Annotated in this window: 19 protein-coding genes; 7 read left to right on the forward strand and 12 right to left on the reverse strand. The window is 43.9% G+C overall.

Annotated features, from left to right (window positions below; all coding sequences use genetic code 11):
* Window positions 1-68: 68 nt before the first annotated feature.
* From L884_RS0100655 to L884_RS0100665, 3 genes are all read right to left on the reverse strand, one after another.
* Window positions 69-782, reverse strand: a complete 714-nt coding sequence (locus L884_RS0100655) for an oxidative stress defense protein (RefSeq protein ID WP_028765667.1) — start codon at window positions 780-782, stop codon at window positions 69-71.
* A gap of 97 nt (window positions 783-879) precedes the next feature.
* On the reverse strand, window positions 880-1533 hold the full coding sequence (gene bluB, locus L884_RS0100660; protein WP_028765668.1) for a 5,6-dimethylbenzimidazole synthase: 654 nt from the start codon (window positions 1531-1533) through the stop codon (window positions 880-882).
* A 128-nt stretch (window positions 1534-1661) separates the two neighbouring features.
* Entirely contained in the window at window positions 1662-2978 is a 1317-nt protein-coding gene (locus tag L884_RS0100665; RefSeq protein ID WP_028765669.1) for an anaerobic C4-dicarboxylate transporter, read from the reverse strand.
* Between the two features lie 581 nt (window positions 2979-3559).
* Here L884_RS0100665 and L884_RS0100670 point away from each other — a divergent pair.
* The 7 genes from L884_RS0100670 to L884_RS0100700 all read left to right on the forward strand — a co-directional run bounded on the left by L884_RS0100670 (window position 3560) and on the right by L884_RS0100700 (window position 10726).
* Window positions 3560-5047, forward strand: a complete 1488-nt coding sequence (locus tag L884_RS0100670) for a SulP family inorganic anion transporter (protein ID WP_028765670.1) — start codon at window positions 3560-3562, stop codon at window positions 5045-5047.
* Between the two features lie 13 nt (window positions 5048-5060).
* A complete protein-coding gene (locus L884_RS0100675) occupies window positions 5061-5945 on the forward strand; it encodes a universal stress protein (RefSeq protein WP_028765671.1) in 885 nt (294 codons plus the stop codon).
* A 345-nt stretch (window positions 5946-6290) separates the two neighbouring features.
* Window positions 6291-7676 (forward strand): UDP-N-acetylmuramate:L-alanyl-gamma-D-glutamyl-meso-diaminopimelate ligase, encoded by a 1386-nt coding sequence (gene mpl / locus L884_RS0100680; RefSeq protein ID WP_028765672.1) that lies wholly within the window; start codon window positions 6291-6293, stop codon window positions 7674-7676.
* Between the two features lie 6 nt (window positions 7677-7682).
* Complete coding sequence (locus tag L884_RS0100685) at window positions 7683-8336, forward strand: flavin prenyltransferase UbiX (RefSeq protein ID WP_201797572.1); 654 nt, start codon at window positions 7683-7685, stop codon at window positions 8334-8336.
* Window positions 8337-8343: 7 nt separating this feature from the next.
* The gene (gene hpt, locus L884_RS0100690; RefSeq protein WP_028765674.1) at window positions 8344-8877 is read left to right on the forward strand and encodes a hypoxanthine phosphoribosyltransferase; all 534 of its coding nucleotides are present in this window, start codon (window positions 8344-8346) and stop codon (window positions 8875-8877) included.
* A gap of 131 nt (window positions 8878-9008) precedes the next feature.
* Window positions 9009-9953: an ABC transporter ATP-binding protein gene (locus L884_RS0100695; protein WP_028765675.1), complete on the forward strand. Its 945-nt coding sequence runs from the start codon at window positions 9009-9011 to the stop codon at window positions 9951-9953.
* Window positions 9954-9955: 2 nt separating this feature from the next.
* Window positions 9956-10726, forward strand: a complete 771-nt coding sequence (locus L884_RS0100700; RefSeq protein ID WP_028765676.1) for an ABC transporter permease — start codon at window positions 9956-9958, stop codon at window positions 10724-10726.
* Between the two features lie 43 nt (window positions 10727-10769).
* Here L884_RS0100700 and L884_RS0100705 read toward each other — a convergent pair whose 3' ends face one another.
* The 9 genes from L884_RS0100705 to sfsA all read right to left on the reverse strand — a co-directional run bounded on the left by L884_RS0100705 (window position 10770) and on the right by sfsA (window position 18088).
* On the reverse strand, window positions 10770-11117 hold the full coding sequence (locus L884_RS0100705; RefSeq protein ID WP_028765677.1) for a DUF4144 family protein: 348 nt from the start codon (window positions 11115-11117) through the stop codon (window positions 10770-10772).
* Window positions 11118-11166: 49 nt separating this feature from the next.
* Entirely contained in the window at window positions 11167-11676 is a 510-nt protein-coding gene (locus tag L884_RS0100710) for a hypothetical protein (RefSeq protein WP_028765678.1), read from the reverse strand.
* Window positions 11677-12042: 366 nt separating this feature from the next.
* Window positions 12043-12888 carry a pantoate--beta-alanine ligase gene (gene panC, locus L884_RS0100715; RefSeq protein ID WP_028765679.1) on the reverse strand — a complete coding sequence of 282 codons (846 nt, stop codon included), beginning with the start codon at window positions 12886-12888 and terminating at the stop codon, window positions 12043-12045.
* 60 nt (window positions 12889-12948) lie between these two features.
* Window positions 12949-13743 (reverse strand): 3-methyl-2-oxobutanoate hydroxymethyltransferase, encoded by a 795-nt coding sequence (gene panB / locus L884_RS0100720; protein ID WP_028765680.1) that lies wholly within the window; start codon window positions 13741-13743, stop codon window positions 12949-12951.
* A 126-nt stretch (window positions 13744-13869) separates the two neighbouring features.
* Complete coding sequence (gene folK / locus L884_RS0100725; RefSeq protein WP_028765681.1) at window positions 13870-14358, reverse strand: 2-amino-4-hydroxy-6-hydroxymethyldihydropteridine diphosphokinase; 489 nt, start codon at window positions 14356-14358, stop codon at window positions 13870-13872.
* Window positions 14358-15662: a polynucleotide adenylyltransferase PcnB gene (pcnB, locus tag L884_RS0100730; RefSeq protein WP_028765682.1), complete on the reverse strand. Its 1305-nt coding sequence runs from the start codon at window positions 15660-15662 to the stop codon at window positions 14358-14360. Before pcnB ends, folK begins: the two co-directional genes overlap by 1 nt.
* A gap of 180 nt (window positions 15663-15842) precedes the next feature.
* On the reverse strand, window positions 15843-16721 hold the full coding sequence (gluQRS, locus tag L884_RS0100735; protein WP_028765683.1) for a tRNA glutamyl-Q(34) synthetase GluQRS: 879 nt from the start codon (window positions 16719-16721) through the stop codon (window positions 15843-15845).
* Window positions 16722-16780: 59 nt separating this feature from the next.
* Window positions 16781-17224: an RNA polymerase-binding protein DksA gene (gene dksA / locus L884_RS0100740; RefSeq protein ID WP_028765684.1), complete on the reverse strand. Its 444-nt coding sequence runs from the start codon at window positions 17222-17224 to the stop codon at window positions 16781-16783.
* 159 nt (window positions 17225-17383) lie between these two features.
* Window positions 17384-18088: a DNA/RNA nuclease SfsA gene (gene sfsA / locus L884_RS0100745; RefSeq protein WP_028765685.1), complete on the reverse strand. Its 705-nt coding sequence runs from the start codon at window positions 18086-18088 to the stop codon at window positions 17384-17386.
* Window positions 18089-18257 lie beyond the last annotated feature (169 nt).

Here is an 18257-nt window from a genome sequence, read left to right on the forward strand (position 1 = left end):
TGATTAGCCTTGCAAACGATTAATTCCAGCAGGCGACTCCCCTTGCAAACGGGCAAAGCTACAAACTGCTAATCCTTTAAACGATAAGTCACTTCGACTCTATCTTGGATCACCACTTGGCCTTGTTGATAGCTTTGGCCAGCATCGAAACTTTTTGCTTCTGAGTTCATGCGTAGCATTACTGGTTGAATAGGGCGCTGCTCATAGTAGCTGATCTGCCATACGCCATCTAATTCTTCACCAAACCCTTCAGCTAAACTCTTGGCTTTTTGTTGGGCGTCTTTAATTGCTGCCATACGTGCTTGCTCAACATATTGCGCTTCTTTACTCGATTTCAGTGCGATGTTGTTGATGCGGTTGATCCCTTGCTCAAGCGCTGAGTCGAGAATGCTATTAAGCTTGGTTAAATCCATGACCGTGACGGTAATGCGACGATTAGCACTATAACCAATAAGCTGGCTTGGTTTGTTTTTCTCGTAGTGGTACTGCGGTTGTAGATTAATATTCGCACTTTGAATTAATGCTTTGTCCACACCGGCTTTTTCAAGACGCGCTAAAAAATGGGCAACCGCTTTGTCTGAGTCTCGTTTGGCTTGTTGGGCGGTTTTGGCTTTAATCACGACTTCGACATTGACTTCAGCCATATCGGCTTTAACTGTCAGCTCGCTAGTGCCTATGGTGTTGAGGTGAGCAAAGTCGACGTCGGCGGCTTGGGCTGTAGCAACCAAAGAGGTTGATGCAATAACAGTAGAGATAACGGCTGCGATAATTGATGATTTCATAAAAGCTCCAAACAATAAGTTGATGACTAAGCTATTTGCTTGTCCTGTTTGCTATAAACGCAGCCGATTTGAAAAAGGGTTTTATTTTTTAAATTTTTTATTCAGCTGGATTAAAGCTGTTGTGATACACCACATCCTGTTTATGTTTTTGCTTGGCCCAGCCAGCAGTTTTAAGCTCTGGCTCGTCTAAGAACTCATCAACATAACCAATACATAAATAGCCAATGAGCTCGCTGGTCGCAGGTGCATTCACTGCTTGTTTGACTGCTTCGGGGTCAACAATGCTTACCCAGCCCACACCAATATTGAGTGAACGCGCCATTAGCCAGAGGTTTTGAATTGCACACACAACGCTAAAGCGCCCCATATCGGGCATGCTGGTTTGTCCAAGAACAGGAGTTGCTTGATTTTGATAAAATACCGCAAGGTTAACCGGAGCTTCGAGTATGCCTTCGAGCTTTAGTTTGCTGTATTGCTGCTGCTTTTCAGAGCTAAATTGTGCTTTACCTGCAGTGTTAGCCGCAGTAAAACATTGATGTACTTGTCGTTTGATAGCTTCGTCGCGCACCACTACAAATTGCCAAGGTTGCGAGTAACCGACTGAGGGAGCGTGTAAGGCAGCCTCAAGTAGTTGATCGATGACACTATCATCTACAGGTGTAGGCAGAAAGTGATTGCCGCGTACATCTCGGCGCAGACGCATGATATCGCTAAGTAGTTGGCTGTCATCTGTTGTGAATTGGTGGCTCATGCGGATCTCGATATAGGTTATGCAAAGTGGCAGTTTAAAAGTGGCAGTTCAAATATAATAAAAAAGCGCCATTGATACTCAGTACCAATTAGCGCTTTTAGCATAGCGGTTGTTCTCGCTATTTACAGCTAATTAATCATCATAGAGATCGCGTAACCAACAACTGTTGCTGTGATTACCCCAATAAAACCTGGCATTAAAAAGCTATGGTTAATGATGTATTTACCAATATGGGTGGTACCAGTTCTATCAAAGCTTATTGCCGCTAAATCACTTGGATAGAAAGGAAAGAAGAAGTAGGCATAACACGCTGGCAAAACGCCGATTAATACTGGTGCTGGAATGCCTAAGGAGAAGCCAAGTGGCAGCATAATGGTTAAGGTTGCTGCTTGGCTTTTTAGAAATACCGATGCGGTGAACATTGCTATTGCGAATGACCAAGGGTGTGCGTGAACAATATCGCTTACCGACTCAATCAAATAGCTTTTGTGATGGCCAATAATGGTGTCACTTAACCACGCGATACCAAAAATGATCACCACGGCTGTCATACCCGCGATAAACACATTGCTGTGGACAATTTTCTTCGGATCTATCTTGGTTGCTAGTAAGATTACCGCGCCAACCGATAGCATCATAAACTGAATTGCCACCGACATTTTTACCCCTTCAGGTAATAACTGGTCGCTAAACATTGCTAATGCGATAACTGATAAAATACCCAGTAAAAAGATGCTTAAGCCTTTTTTAGCTGTGCTGTCATTTTTTACTGTGTCAGCGCTATCAGCTTCAGTGTCAATCAGGCTATTTCTGAACTCTTCATCTTGCAGCCGCGCCTGAAACTCAAGGTCTTTATCTAGATCTTTACCGCGTTTAAGACTCCAGGTTGCTGCAACTAATACACCGAGCAAAGTTGAGGGAATCGTCACTAACAGCACATCAATCAGGCTGATATCGAGGTTATTTTCCATTGATGTCGCTATCACCACAGCAGCCGCTGCAGCAATAGGGCTGGCGGTGATCCCCATTTGTGATGCCACTGTGGCGATCGCTAACGGACGTTCAGGGCGAATGCCTTTTTTGTAGGCTACATCATAAATAACTGGCAGCAGTGGATATACCGAGTGACCTGTGCCCACTAAAACCGTTAATGAATAGGTACATAAAGGGCCGAGAAATACGATTTGGTTGGGGTGTTTACGCAGTAGCTTTTCTGCGTAGCGCACCAGAAGCTTAAGACCACCAGTGGCTTCAAGGGTTGCTGAGGCTGCTACAACGGCCAAAATAATCAACATCACATTGATAGGCGGTGTACCCGGCGCGATACCAAATACAAAGGCTAGCACTGAAACGCCTAAACCACCGAGTAGGCCAAAGGCCACACCGCCGTGGCGGATCCCCACAAAAATAACAGTTAATAGCAACAGCATATGTATAAAGAACATTGCAAGGGATCCTTTAGGTGATTAGCGCGAACACTATCGCCAACTTATTAATTGCATTAATTAATCATGGCGAGGGAGTGGGTATAGAGGGGGTTATACCGTATGTAACCGAAAGCTTAAATAGCCAGAGTTTACCAAGGTGATAGCGCGCAATTATTTGTCTAACTTTAGCTGAAAAATGTGAAGCGGATGGCGTTAGCTTTATCTCGTTATACGTGGAATAAATAGGTCGCAGAGAGTCGTTCGCGTTGTTTTATACTTTAAAAAGGCGTTACTTGTAGCGTTTATCGCGGTTATTTGTGTGACTCAGGTTGTTTTATGTGCTGCCTGATAATGTTAGAGTAGCAGAACCTATTACTCAGAGGATTTACATCAACGTGTTAATTACGCCACCTTAACGTTCAGCCCCTTCTATAGCTTTCATTGCTAACTTAAGCACCTTGCTTATTCCTTTGCGCATATAAATTCGTTGTCGAATTCTTACGACTGTTTTCTGCGCCAAATTTTATCAAAAAAAGCACGCTTAATACGCCAGCCTAATCTCTGGTGCGTACTGCCGTGCAAAAAAAACTGAGATGTTCATGCTAAAAAACTTTAAAAACGATTGGTTGTCGAATATTCGCGGCGACTTACTTGCGGGTATTGTTGTTGCGCTAGCTCTGATCCCTGAGGCTATCGCATTTTCAATTATTGCTGGAGTTGATCCAAAAGTTGGCTTATATGCCTCCTTTAGTATTTCAGTGGTAATAGCATTTACCGGAGGCCGCTCTGGTATGGTTTCAGCTGCAACCGGTGCAATGGCGTTACTGATGGTGACGCTGGTTAAAGAGCACGGCTTAGAGTATCTATTGGCCGCAACGGTATTAACCGGCGTGTTGCAAGTACTCGCTGGATATTTAAAGCTAGGAAACTTAATGCGTTTTGTATCACGCTCAGTGGTTACTGGTTTTGTAAATGCGCTGGCAATATTGATTTTTATGGCTCAACTGCCGGAGCTGACCAACGTAACATGGCATGTATATGCTATGACTGGTACAGGTCTTGCGATTATCTATCTTTTTCCGCTAATTCCGCGAATAGGCAAACTTATTCCTTCACCTTTAATCTGTATTCTTGCGCTTACCGCTGTCGCGGTTACCTTTAACCTAGATGTGCGTACTGTCGGTGATATGGGGGAGCTACCTGATACCTTACCGATCTTTTTGTGGCCGGATGTGCCGTTGAATATGGAGACACTAATTATTGTTCTACCTTATTCTGCGGCGCTTGCTGTAGTCGGTTTGTTGGAGTCGATGATGACGGCAACCATAGTTGATGATCTCACCGATACCAAGAGTGATAAAAACCGTGAGTGCAAAGGACAAGGGCTCGCCAATATTTCTACTGGATTACTCGGAGGGATGGCTGGATGCGCCATGATTGGTCAGTCGATGATTAATATAAAATCGGGTGGTAGAGGCCGGTTATCGAGCTTTGCTGCTGGTATATATTTACTGGTTATGGTGGTGTTTCTTGGGCCTTGGTTAAAACAGATCCCAATGGCTGCATTAGTTGCTGTAATGATTATGGTGGCTATAGGTACATTCTCTTGGCGCTCAATTACAGATTTAAAGCAGCATCCATTGTCGACAAATATCGTAATGTTGGCCACTGTTGTGATTGTGGTATTGACGCATAACCTTGCTCTTGGAGTGTTTATCGGTGTGTTACTGGCATCAATGTTCTTCGCGAATAAAATTAGCCGCATGATGGTAGTGAAAAAGCGCAATGCAGTCAGTGAGAACCGGGAATATCATGTCATTGGCCAGGTCTTTTTTGCTTCGGCTGATAAGTTTATCGATTCGTTCGATTTTAAAGAGGTGCTTGAGTCGGTAACAATTGATCTATCTTTAGCGCACTTTTGGGATGTCACTGCAGTTTCCGCGTTAGATAAAGTCGTGATTAAGTTTCGCCGTGAAGGTGCTAGCGTAGAGTTGATAGGAATGAATCAGGCTACTCGCACGATAGTCGATAAATTTGGTGTACATGACAAACCAGAAGAAGTCGAAAAGTTAATGGCTGGCCACTAAGAGGATAACTAATATGAAGAATATCGTAGCTTGTATTGATGGCTCTAAATTGACTTTGGCCACTTGTGAAGCAAGTGCATGGGGAGCCCAAAAACTAAACTCACCTCTAACTTTATTGCATGTGCTCGATAAAGCCGTTCAGCCTGTAGCCAGTGAATTATCGGGACAAATAGGTTTAGGGACTCAAGAAGAACTATTGAATGAACTGATTGAGCTTGATGAACTGCGCAGCAAAATAGCTTTTAAGCATAGTAAGCAATTACTTGATAACGCCAAAGAACTGGCAATAACGCGCGGTATTGATGATGTCACATTGTTACAACGCCATGGGAATTTGCTCGATACCTTAGTTGACACTGAAAGTGAATTAAGCTTGTTAGTAATGGGTAAGTCAGGTGAGGGGCATTGCAATGACAGATATGCGAGTAAACATGATGCAAAAGTGGGAATGGGTCAGATAATTGGTTCGCAACTTGAGAATATTATTCGTTCTATTAAGTCGGAGATTTTAGTGGTCAGTGAGCACTTTAGCGTTCCGAGAGCTTTTATGATCGCTTTTGATGCTAGCGAAGCTAGTTGCAACTCTATCGAAAAGGTAATTAATAGTCAGTTGCTTAAAGATTTAGAGTGTCACTTAGTGACGGTTAATAGCAATGGTGTGGCAAACCAGAAATTTGAAAATGCAGCTGCTCGGCTAATGCAAGCGGGGCTCTCTGTGACTCAACGAGTGTTAACCGGTAGTGTTGATGAAGCACTACTTAATTATCAGCAACAACAGCAACTCGATTTAATCGTAATGGGTGCATATAGTCATAATAGATTACGCCAATATTTTGTTGGCAGTAATACTACTCAAGTACTAGCTAAGTGTAGCGTGCCTGTATTGCTAATACGATAAATACTTAATAAAAATAGTAATTTAAAATAGTATGGTAATCAGTGCAAACATTTAGTTATTCTGCGAGAGTTTAGTGGTTTGAGGCAAGTCAACGCGCTAAGAGTATAGTTGAACTAGGTTCAAGGTAGTTAACGCAACATCAAAATCGCTCTGAGTAGATCAAACTTTCATATAGATTGCTATTATAGCCACCTACCCAGTGGGTGGCTTTTGTTTGTGTTACCGCTAATTTTATGAGAAGTGAGGCGTTGTTAATTTTACTGGATAATTAAACACGAGTTAACTGACAATATTTTGCGGAATTGGTTAGAATTAGGCAGATTTTTCATTCATCAGAGTGACGGTATGCACGTACATATTTTAGGAATTTGTGGCACTTTCATGGGCGGCTTAGCCTTACTGGCTAGAGCTGAAGGGCACAAGGTTACGGGCAGTGATGCCAATGTTTACCCGCCAATGAGCACTCAGCTCGAAGAGCAAGGTATTGAGCTTATTCAAGGCTTTGACCCGGCTCAATTAGGCACTAATGAAGACGATGCACCGGATCTCGTGGTGATTGGTAATGCCATGAGCCGCGGAAATCCTTGCGTTGAAGCGGTATTAAATCGTGGCCTTAAATATACCTCTGGCCCACAGTTTCTAGCGGAACATATTTTGCCTCAGCGCTGGGTATTAGCGGTATCGGGCACTCATGGTAAAACGTCAACATCAAGTATGTTAGCGTGGATTTTAGAAGATTGTGGTTATGAGCCGGGATTTTTGATTGGTGGTGTACCGCAAAACTTCGGCGTATCGGCCCGTCTTGGTGGTTCGCCTTTCTTTGTTGTGGAAGCTGACGAATATGACAGTGCATTTTTCGATAAGCGCTCTAAGTTTGTCCATTATCAGCCACGTACCTTAGTGATCAATAATCTAGAGTTTGATCACGCCGATATATTTGATGATTTAAAAGCGATCCAACGTCAGTTTAATCACGTAATACGTACCGTACCCGGCGAAGGAAAAATTATTTGGCCGGCTGATGCGACTAGCGTGCAGCAAGTGATCAATATGGGTTGCTGGAGTGAACAAGAGCAATACCATTTAACGGCAAACCAAACTGGTTGGTACGCGGTTAATTTAACGGACGACGGTCATCAGTTTGAAGTGTTCTTTGATGGTGAATCACAGGGTATTTTAGATTGGCAGTTAATTGGTCAGCACAATATTGAAAACGCGGTCATGGCGATAGCAGCTGCGCGTCACGTAGGGGTTAAACCTGCGGCCGCGATTGCAGCATTAACCAAGTTTGCCCCACCAAAGCGTCGTATGGAGCTCATTGGTACCATTGACGATGTTGAGGTATATGACGACTTTGCCCATCACCCAACCGCGATAGCCACCTCGTTAAACGGCATGCGCGCGCGTGTGGGCAGCGGCAAAATTACGGTGATTTTAGAGCCGCGCTCTAACACGATGAAAAGCGGTGTACATAAAGATACCTTAGCCAGCTCGCTTGATTTAGCAACGCAGGCGTTTTTATATCAAGCTGGCAATATTGATTGGGATATCCGAGCGGCAATGGCTAATGCATCTATCCCAGTTGCAGTACGCTACGATATTGACGAAATCGTTGACTTAGTCGCAGCTCAAGCCGAGCCCGGAGAGACTATTATTGTTATGAGTAATGGTGGTTTTGGCGGTTTGCATCAAAAACTGTTAAGCAAGCTGCAAAGCCTGCAGGGTAAATAATCAATCATGAGCGTGAAATACCGAAAAGCAGAAAAGTCGATAAGCTTAGCTTGGACAGGCGCGTCAGGCGCACCTTATGGCTTGAGGTTGCTAGAAATATTATTACAAAACGATTATCAGGTGTTTTTGATGATCTCCTCTGCTGCGCGCGTCGTGTTAGCCACCGAGCAAGGCCTGCAATTAAGTGCTAACAGTGACAAAGCCAAACAGCAGTTATTGGCGCAGTTTAATGAAGTGGCTGGCGAGTTGATTGTGTTGGGCAAAGAGGAGTGGTTTTCACCACCGGCCTCTGGCTCGGCTGCACCAAAACAGATGGTGATATGTCCATGCAGTACAGGCACATTAGCGGCTGTTGCAACAGGAATGAGTAATAATTTGCTTGAAAGAGCAGCCGATGTGGTAATAAAAGAGCGCGGGCAATTAATTTTGGTTCCTCGAGAAACTCCTTTTAGTGCCATACACTTAGAGCACATGTTGTCGCTTTCAAAGCTAGGGGCGACCATTATGCCTGCGGCACCAGGCTTTTATCATAATCCCAAATCGGTTGAAGATCTGGTAGACTTCATGGTCGCTCGAATTCTTGACCATCTGGGCGTTAACCATGCACTAACGAATCGTTGGGGTTATGACAAGCATAACGTTAGCGACATCGACTACTGAGAGTTATATGAAACACACCACTGAAGTGATGATCACTGCTGAAGAGATCGATCAAAAACTGGATATCTTGGCTGAGCAAATCAATGCTCATTACGCCGATAGCGACCGCCTATTAATGGTTGGTCTGTTGAAAGGTTCTGTTGTATTTATGGCAGATCTTTGCAGACGTATTAAAGGGCATGTTGAAATCGACTTTATGTCGGTATCGAGCTACGGCAACGCTATGACTAGCAGCCGCGACGTAAAAATCCTTAAAGACGTACAGTCTGAAATTCAGGGTCGTGACGTATTGATCGTTGAAGATCTAATTGACTCAGGCAATACCTTAAACAAGGTGCGTGAAATGTTGTTACTGCGCGAACCTAAAAGTCTTGCGCTATGCACACTTTTAGATAAGCCTGAGCGTCGTGAAGTTGACGTACCAGTTGATTTCATTGGCTTTACTATTCCTGACGAGTTCATCGTAGGTTACGGTATCGACTACGCTGAGCAGTATCGTAATCTGCCTTATATTGCGAAAGTAGTTCCATTAGAGGACTAATTGCCATGTTAAATTAACCTCTATTAAGCTTGTCGCTGACAGCTTAAGAGCTTAGTTTAATGTGCAATGATCTTATCGACTCCCGCAACTGCGGGAGTTTTTATATATTTTTCATACGGATTGAAATAACCATGGCAAATACTCAAGCAGCCCTTGTTATTGACTCACTTAAGAAGACCTACAAAGGTGGGGTTGAAGCGGTTAAAGGCATAAGTTTAACAGTCAATAAAGGCGACTTTTTCGCGCTTTTAGGCCCAAATGGTGCCGGTAAGTCGACGACGATTGGGGTGATTAGCTCATTAGTGCAAAAGACTGCAGGTAAGGTATCTGTGTTCGAGCATGATATCGACAGCGAACTTGAGTTGGCTAAGCTATGTATTGGATTAGTGCCGCAGGAGTTTAATTTCAATCAGTTTGAAACCGTACAACAGATTGTGATGAATCAAGCGGGTTACTATGGCGTAAAACGCGATATCGCCCTTAAACGTGCTGAAAAGTATTTATCGCAGCTGGATTTATGGGAAAAACGTAATAGTCCTGCACGTGAGCTTTCTGGCGGTATGAAACGCCGCTTGATGATTGCCAGAGCCTTAATGCATGAACCTAAGCTGTTAATTCTTGATGAGCCTACGGCGGGAGTGGATATTGAGCTGCGCCGCTCTATGTGGACCTTTTTAACGGATCTTAATCAGCAAGGCGTGACCATTATTCTGACCACTCACTACCTAGAAGAAGCTGAAATGCTATGCCGCAATATCGGTATTATCGATAAAGGTGTGCTGGTGGAGTGTACTAGCATGAAATCATTGCTAAGCCGCTTAAATATTGAGACTTTTGTTCTCGATCTGAAAGATGATATTGCCGTTGCGCCAACACTGAATGGCGTCGAATGTCGTTTAATTGATGGTCATACTTTAGAAGTGGATGTGGCAAAAGAGCAAGGGTTAAACAGTGTCTTTGTGCAACTGAATGAGCAAGCTATTCAAGTGCTATCAATGCGCAATAAAGCCAACCGTTTGGAAGAGCTATTTGTTGAGTTAGTTGAAAAAGGTAAACAAAGCGGAGATGTGAAATGAACATGAGAGCGCTGTATTTCACAGCTTTTAAAAGTATTTTAAATAAAGAAGTTAACCGCTTTACTCGTATTTGGGTACAAACCTTAGTTCCGCCAGCGATTAGTATGACATTGTACTTTTTGATCTTTGGTAACTTGGTGGGCAAGCGCATTGGTGAAATGGGCGGTGTATCTTATATGGAGTTTATTGCACCGGGTTTGATTATGATGGCTGTGATCACTAGCTCCTACTCTAATGTGGTGTCATCATTTTTCAGTGCCAAGTTTCAGCGTAACCTTGAAGAGTTGATTGTGGCACCTGTACCCCATTATGTGATTATTGCGGGTTATGTTGGTGGTGGCGTTGCGCGCGGCTTATGTGTGGGCACGATTGTCACATTAGTGGCTTTGTTCTTTGTTGATATTAGTGTGCAGCATCTAGGTTTAGTTGCGGTAACCGTACTGCTTACTTCAATTTTGTTCTCTCTTGGCGGTTTAATTAATGCGGTATTTGCTAAGAGCTATGATGATATTAGTATCGTACCTACATTTGTATTAACGCCGTTGACCTATTTAGGTGGGGTGTTTTACTCACTGTCGTTATTACCTGATTTTTGGCAAGGTGTGTCGGCGCTAAACCCAATTGTGTATATGATTAACGTATTCCGTTATGGCTTTTTAGGTTACGCCGATATGAGCGTGCCTTTGTCTATTGGGGTGATGGTTGGTTTCTGTGCAGGACTATGGGCGCTAGCTTACTATTTAATATCTCGTGGTATTGGTCTAAGAAGTTAATTAACTGATAAAAGCCAACCTATATAGGTTGGCTTTTTTGTGTTTAAGCTTCTTCAATAAAGGCAAGTATCGCAAACAGTTGCTCAATATTGTTTGCTGATAACTTAGTCGTGCAGCAATGGCCTGCTTGACTGGCATGCTGTCTCACCCAGTCTATCAGTTGCTGCAAAGATGGCTGCGGCGCGAATAAATGCAGTTGTATGTCACTGTCGCATGGCTGAGGGTGGTAACAATAGCCTTGGCTATCAATAATGGTTAGCTCTTCTAGGCTGGCCTGGATGGCGAGTTGCTCTGTGAGCTCAGTTAACTGGCTGAGGTAAATCAGTTCAGCTTGATCGCACTGTTTGAGCACAATAGGCCAATGAAGTACGTTAAATGAAAAATGAGACAATACTGACTCCGGCAAAGATATGCAGCTAAATTGCTATTATAGAGGCAGACTAATTTGTTTTTGCAGCTTCTTTTTCTATCAAGTGTTTTCGAGCAATCAATACATCAATAGCGCCAGCATTGGCTTTTACCAGTTGGTCAAAGTGCTGGTTCATTTCATCGACAGACTCAAGATATTGCGGATCGGTTTTTTCGCGCTTTTGCCAGTAACGATTACGCTCAAGTTTTTGTAATTCGCTGGCTCTTAAGATCTCATAATAGCTGTTCTCTTGGCGCAGGCGGTAAACTTCGCTGTCTAACAGTTGCAGCAAACGCTCTTTTGAAATGGTTTTTTTATTGAGTAATGCCTGCAGTGGATCTTGGGTTGTAATGCGTTTATCTGAGTCTGTTTCAGTGGTGATCCCCAACTGATACTCAATTTTGTGTTGGCGAAACTCTTTTGGACACGATTGCTGACTAAAGACAATTTTTTGATCTTTAGTACATTTGAAAATACTGCTCTTGGCATGAGCGGTACTTGCAACTGCAAGGCAAATTATTGTGAAAATAACTTTCGCCATCGGGCTAACTGTCCTTATTGACCTGAGTGCTGAGTTTATTGAATCAAGCTTGAATATTGCAGTTATTCAATCGCTGATAATTAACAAGTTTTAAATATTTTTAACAATCTTCCATACTATGGCTTATGTTGGTCAATAACACCAGTTTTTTGACACTAAATAATTTCAGTTTGCCTTAAGAGTCCAATCGGGCTTTACACTGATTTCTATGTAAATTAGTTGCTGTGATTCAATATTTTGACGGCTGATCAAAGGGAGGAAAAGACTGGGGGAACAAGGAGAGTTACGCCATTAAAAACGGCAATATGCCAATAAAAAAGTGGCGCTAAATACAATTTAGCGCCACTTGTTTTGATCCAATATTGATTAGCGAGAGACTAAGATATTGTCGATGAGACGAGTCGTACCCATATACGCGGCAACAAGAATAACTAGCTCCTTGTCGGTATCGTTAGCAATAGCAAAGGTGTTTGCGTTACGCACATCAAGGTAATCGTGTTTAAACCCGGCTTCACTCAACTCGGTTTGCGCTTGGGCGATAACGCTGTCGATAGCGTTACCTGCTTTAAGTGATAGCGCGATGGCATCTAAGCTGCGTTTAATTTGCGCGGCTTGCTGTTTCTGCTCAATGCTGAGATAGCCATTGCGCGAACTCATAGCAAGACCTGAGTCTTCACGTATGGTTTCAACGCCAATAATCTCAATTGGCATAGATAAATCATCAACCATAGTGCGAATCACTAACAGCTGTTGAAAGTCCTTTTGTCCAAAAACGGCGATATCAGGCTGGACGATATTAAATAGCTTGCAAACTATGGTTGCGACGCCTCTAAAATGCCCCGGGCGACTGGCACCGCAAAGCTCGTCAGAGATCCTTGGTACTTCAACAAACGTTTGTGCATCCATACCTTTAGGGTAAATGATCTCAGGCGTTGGGGTGAACAATAGTTCTGCGCCAGCGGCTACTAGCGCGGCTTGATCATCAGCTAAAGTACGAGGGTAAGAGTCTAAATCTTCATTTTTGCCGAACTGCATCGGGTTAACAAAAATCGAGGCAACTACGTGATCAGCACGTTGTTTAGCTTCTTTGATTAAAGTGATATGGCCTAAGTGTAGGTTACCCATAGTTGGCACAAATGCCACAGTTTCACCTTGTTGACGCCAAGCTTTGACTTGAGCGCGGATATCGGCAATCGATTGAGTTGTGATCATGACTTTACTGCTCTGATAGCAAAATAAAACACGCTCAACTGGGCTGTTGAGCGCTGATAATTAGTTAAATGTGTGTTCGTCGCCAGGGAAAACACCTTCAGCAACTTCGCTAATATAAGCGCGAACTGCGGCGCGAATTTCACCGGTTTGTTTAAGGTAGTTTTTAGAGAAACGTGGAATATAGCCGCTAGAGATCCCAAGGACATCATGCATAACTAAGATCTGACCATCGGTATCTTTACCTGCACCAATACCAATTACTGGAATGCTTAAGGCTTCTGTAATCGCTTTTGCCAACGCAGCAGGGATACACTCAACCACTAATAGTTGTGCACCAGCAGCTTCAAGGGCCAAGGCTTCATCAAGAATACGTTGAGCGTTGTCAGCATCACGGCCTTGTACTTTAAAACCACCAAATACGTGTACTGACTGCGGTGTCAGACCTAAATGTGCACAAACTGGAATACCGCGCTCTGTCAGCATAGACACGCTTTCAAGTAGCCACTTACCGCCTTCGACTTTAACCATATTGGCGCCAGCTTGCATTAGCTTAGTCGCGTTGCTCATGGTTTGCTCTGGGGTGGCGTAACTCATAAATGGCATGTCAGCAATCAGCAGGGCGCGCTCGATACCACGGCGCACACAGCGGGTGTGGTAAGCGATATCGTCAACGGTAACAGGTAAAGTGTCATTATGACCTTGCAGTACCATGCCCATTGAATCACCCACTAACAGCACGTCGACGCCTTCGCTGTCGAATGCGCCGGCAAAACTGGCGTCATAGGCGGTAAGTGCAGTGAATTTTTTGCCTTCTTGCTTAAAGGTACGCAGTGTTGAACTTGTAATTTTCGACATAATGGTAATTTTAAAACTCAATTTGTGAACTTGTAATCGGTCAACAAAGATCTAACTTCAGTGATGTTGAATTTTTCAAAATAGACGCAGGCATACTAGCAGAAAAACCTATTAAGCAGAATGCTATTACGGCTGTGGTTCAGCTAACACCAGCTCAGCCTTTAAAGACCCAGTGATGAGAGTTTGTAATGCTGTGCCGTCAGGCAAGATAAGCTCTGGTGCGATATCGCTTAATGGCACGAGTACAAAGCTGCGCTCGCGCATGCCGTAATGGGGCACGATAAGGCGGGGAATATCGATAGACTGATCATCATATAGCAGCAGATCTAAATCCAGTGTCCTTGGTCCCCAGCGTAGCTCACGTACTCGCCCTTGTTGATTCTCTATCGCTTGCAATGCATCAAGTAAATCGATGGGGCTGAGTGTCGTATTAAAGCCGGCAACGGCATTGACATAGTCGGGCTGCTCAACATCGCCCATCGGGGCTGAGCGATAAAATGGTGACACAGATAAAGAGTCGCCTTCGGCCAAGCTCAATAGTGCTTGGCAAGCACGATTAAGTTGGCCAATAGGATCGGCTAAGTTAGCACCTAGTGCGACGTATACCTGTGCCATTATTCAGCTGGTTTTGACGCAGGCTTTGCTTTAGGCTTACGGCGTCTACGTTGATTAGAGTTACGGTTTCGGCCGCCTTTATTGGCAGAACGTGCAATGACGTTGCGTTGATCTTCACTGCCTTCAACAAAGCTCTTCCACCAAGCAGCGCTCTTGGCAACGTTACCGCCTTCAGCGTGAGCACGCAGTAATAATAGATCGTAAGCAGCTCTAAACTTAGGGTGCTCGATAAATCTAAAGGCTTTTGTGCCTTTATTACGATCGAATCTAAGTTGTAGCTGCCAAATATCTTTAGTTACTGTACTGAAACGGCGTGGAATACTGATGGTGCGACATTGCTGCTCCATGACATCACCCATAGCGGCATTGTAGGCGTCATAAGAGCTTAGACCGCTTTCTAAGGCGATATCATCGGCACGTTGCACTAATGGGTACCAAAGCAATGCGGCATAGAAAAACGCAGGAGTAACTGGTTTATCCTGTGCTACGCGCTCATCGGTATTGGCCATCATCTCTTGCATTAATTTCGAGGTTTCACCGTTTGGATATTCATTTAATAATGATTCAACCATAGGGAACAGTGGCTCGAATAAACCGAACTCGCGCATCATGTCGAAGTTTTGTTGTGCTTTGCCAGCAAAGAACAGCTTTAATACTTCTTCATACATGCGTGCTGCAGGAATATCTTTTAGCAAACCTGCTAGACCTTTAATTGGCTCAGCTGCTTTTGCTTCGATAGTCATGTCTAACTTAGTGGCAAAACGCACTGCACGCAGCATGCGTACAGGGTCTTCGCGATAACGGGTTTGTGGATCGCCAATGAGACGAATGGTGCGAGACGCTAAGTCTTGTAATCCACCGCCATAACTATGAATAGAGAAGTCACTAATGTCGTAATACAAAGCATTAATGGTGAAATCACGGCGCTCTGCATCTTCATCAATATTTCCGTAAACATTATCACGCAATAAACGCCCAGACTCGTTGGTCTTAGAGATCTTCTCACCGCTATCTACATGGTGGCCGCGTAGGGTCGCTACTTCGATAACATCGCGTCCAAAAACGATGTGTGCAAGACGGAATCTACGACCTACCAAACGACAGTTACGGAATAATCGTTTGATCTCTTCAGGCGTTGCATTGGTGACAACATCGAAGTCTTTCGGTTGTAAGCCCAATAAGATATCGCGTACACCACCGCCAACTAAGTAAGCTTTAAAGCCTGACTTGTGTAGCCTATAGAGTACTTTGATCGCATTGTCGCTGATTTGTCTGCGTGAAATGGCATGCTCTTTACGAGGCACGACCTCTAAACTAAGACCTGTCTGCGTTGGTTCTTCAGCTTTTGGAGTATCTTCAAACAGCTGTTTACAGAATTGACTAATACGGCGAAAAATGGGACACCTCTGATTTGGATCTTAATTTGGGTAAAAACAAGGGAGCTATGATAACTCAATTAAAGCTTAATGAGTATACGATTGATCTCACGTATCAAGCAGTATTTCTGATTGCTTGGGTACGAGTGCCAAATCAAATTGAGCTACCGCTTGAGCTATCATTAAACTGACTTGAGATTCAGTCGTTACAGCTGGCTGGCCTAAAAAGGCTAACGCCGCTTGAATACTGGCTTGTGGGTTGTGATTATCAATTGCAGGCGCATGATTTTGCTTTGAAAGTTTACGGCCTTTCTCGGCACAGGCTAAAGGCAAATGTAGCCACTTAGGCGCTGGCGATTGCAGTAATTGATATAAACTCTGTTGGCGACAAGTTGGCTCGAGCAGATCACAGCCACGTACGACTTCTGTAATTTGCTGATGAATGTCATCCAGCACTACCGCTAATTGGTAGGCATACAAACCATCACTGCGCTTAATAATGAAATCTTCAGCAGCAAAAGGTTTATCAACCGTGACGTGCCCCATGTGCTGATCAACAAAGTGATCGATGCCAAAAGCGTTACGTACTCGAATTGCACCTTGAGTTAATGGCTGTGGGAGTTGTCCGCAACGGCCATCATAGCTGCCGCCCATAGCTTGAATTTGCTTGCGAGTACACTGGCAATAATAGGCTTGGTCTTGTTGCAGTAGCTGTTCAATCTTTGCTTGGTAAACATCGAGACGCTGACTTTGGTACAGCACGTCCCCGTCCCATTCCAGACCATAGGCTTCGAGGGTTGTGAGAATCGCGCTGCTGGCACCAGCAATTTCCCGTGGTGGGTCGATATCTTCGATGCGCACTAACCATTTTCCGCCCATGGAGCGGGCACGCAAATAACTGCCGAGGGCAGCAATTAATGAACCAAAATGAAGTGGACCAGAAGGAGAGGGCGCAAAGCGGCCAATATAAGGAGTCGTATTAAGCATTTATTGCAGTCGTAAAACAAAAGAGCGGAGCTTTAGCTCCGCACTTATTTAGGCAGTGATTAACCCGCCATTTGCTTTTCTTTGATTTCAGCAAGTGTTTTACAGTCAATACACTGATCGGCTGTTGGACGTGCTTCTAATCGACGAATACCGATTTCGATACCACAAGAATCACAGAAGCCGAAATCGTCGTCTTCAATTTTCTGCATGGTCTTTTCGATCTTCTTAATTAGCTTACGCTCTCTGTCGCGAGCACGTAATTCTAAGCTGAACTCTTCTTCTTGAGCAGCGCGGTCGACAGGATCTGGGAAATTAGCCGCTTCGTCTTGCATGTGATTAAGAGTGCGATCAACTTCTTCACGCAATTGGTTACGCCATGCTTCAAGGATCTTCTTAAAGTGACCCAATTGAGCATCGTTCATGTACTCCTCACCTGGTTTTTCCTGGTAAGGATCAACACCTGCGATAGCGAGCACGCCAAGTTTTCTAGTGCCTTCAGGCATAACGCATCTCCTGTTAATCATTTGCGTTGTAGGGCGTCTTTAAATAACGGCCGCTATCTATACCAGAAAGCTTTTCACTAGGCAAATAATTTATGTTAATTGGGGGTTATTCTTTGACTATGTCCGCTATTCAGAACAATTTCAACTGTATCTGCTGAATTAAAGCCTGACTGGACAGGATTTAACCAAACTTGCCTCTAAAGGCGATAACTCTGCACTATAGGCGATAATCTCGACACCTTTTTTGTGAGCTTCAACAAGTAATTTGGCATAATCTTCGTCAATATGTGCTGCTGCTTTAACACTCTTTATGCCCGTATGCTGAACAACAAAAAGCAGAACTGCACGGTAACCCTGTTCGACCATTTCCATCAGCTCTCTGAGGTGTTTTTGTCCTCGAGTGGTGACTGCATCAGGAAAGTATCCTTGGTCTTGTTCTAATAAAGTACAACTTTTGACTTCTATATAGCAATTTGGCTTGTCACTGTCTTCGAGCAAAATATCGATGCGACTATTTTCGCTGCCATATTTCACTTCTCTACGAAGAGATTGATAACCTTGAAGCTCGCTAATAACACCATTATTGATTGCCTCTTCGGCTAAGGCGTTGGCACGGCCAGTATTGATGCCAATAATATGCCCAGCTGCTGTTTGTGCCAGCTCCCAAGTGCGGCTGTATTTACGCTTTGGGTTATCTGATACCGAGAACCAAACCTTTTCCCCTTCAAATAAACAGTTTCGCATTGACCCTGTATTAGGGCAGTGGATGGTGACTGTGTCGCCATTTTCAAGACGAATATCAGTTAGAAATCGTTTATAGCGTTTAATTAATACGCCACTGTCAAAACTCGGATCAAACTTCATTGTTGGGCTCAATTGGCAATTATTTGTCACTAGGTTAACAGAAACTTGAGTCGCTGTGGCTTGAGGTGTCTTATTTCATTGCTGATTCGGCTGAGCCCACTAGCTGAGCACTGATTATCCCTGCAACTATGCTTTAGAATTGGCAAGGGATGCAGTAGACTGCTTGCAC

Origin of the sequence: Shewanella fidelis ATCC BAA-318 (genome assembly GCF_000518605.1) — a bacterium.
In the GTDB taxonomy this organism is placed as follows: domain Bacteria; phylum Pseudomonadota; class Gammaproteobacteria; order Enterobacterales; family Shewanellaceae; genus Shewanella; species Shewanella fidelis.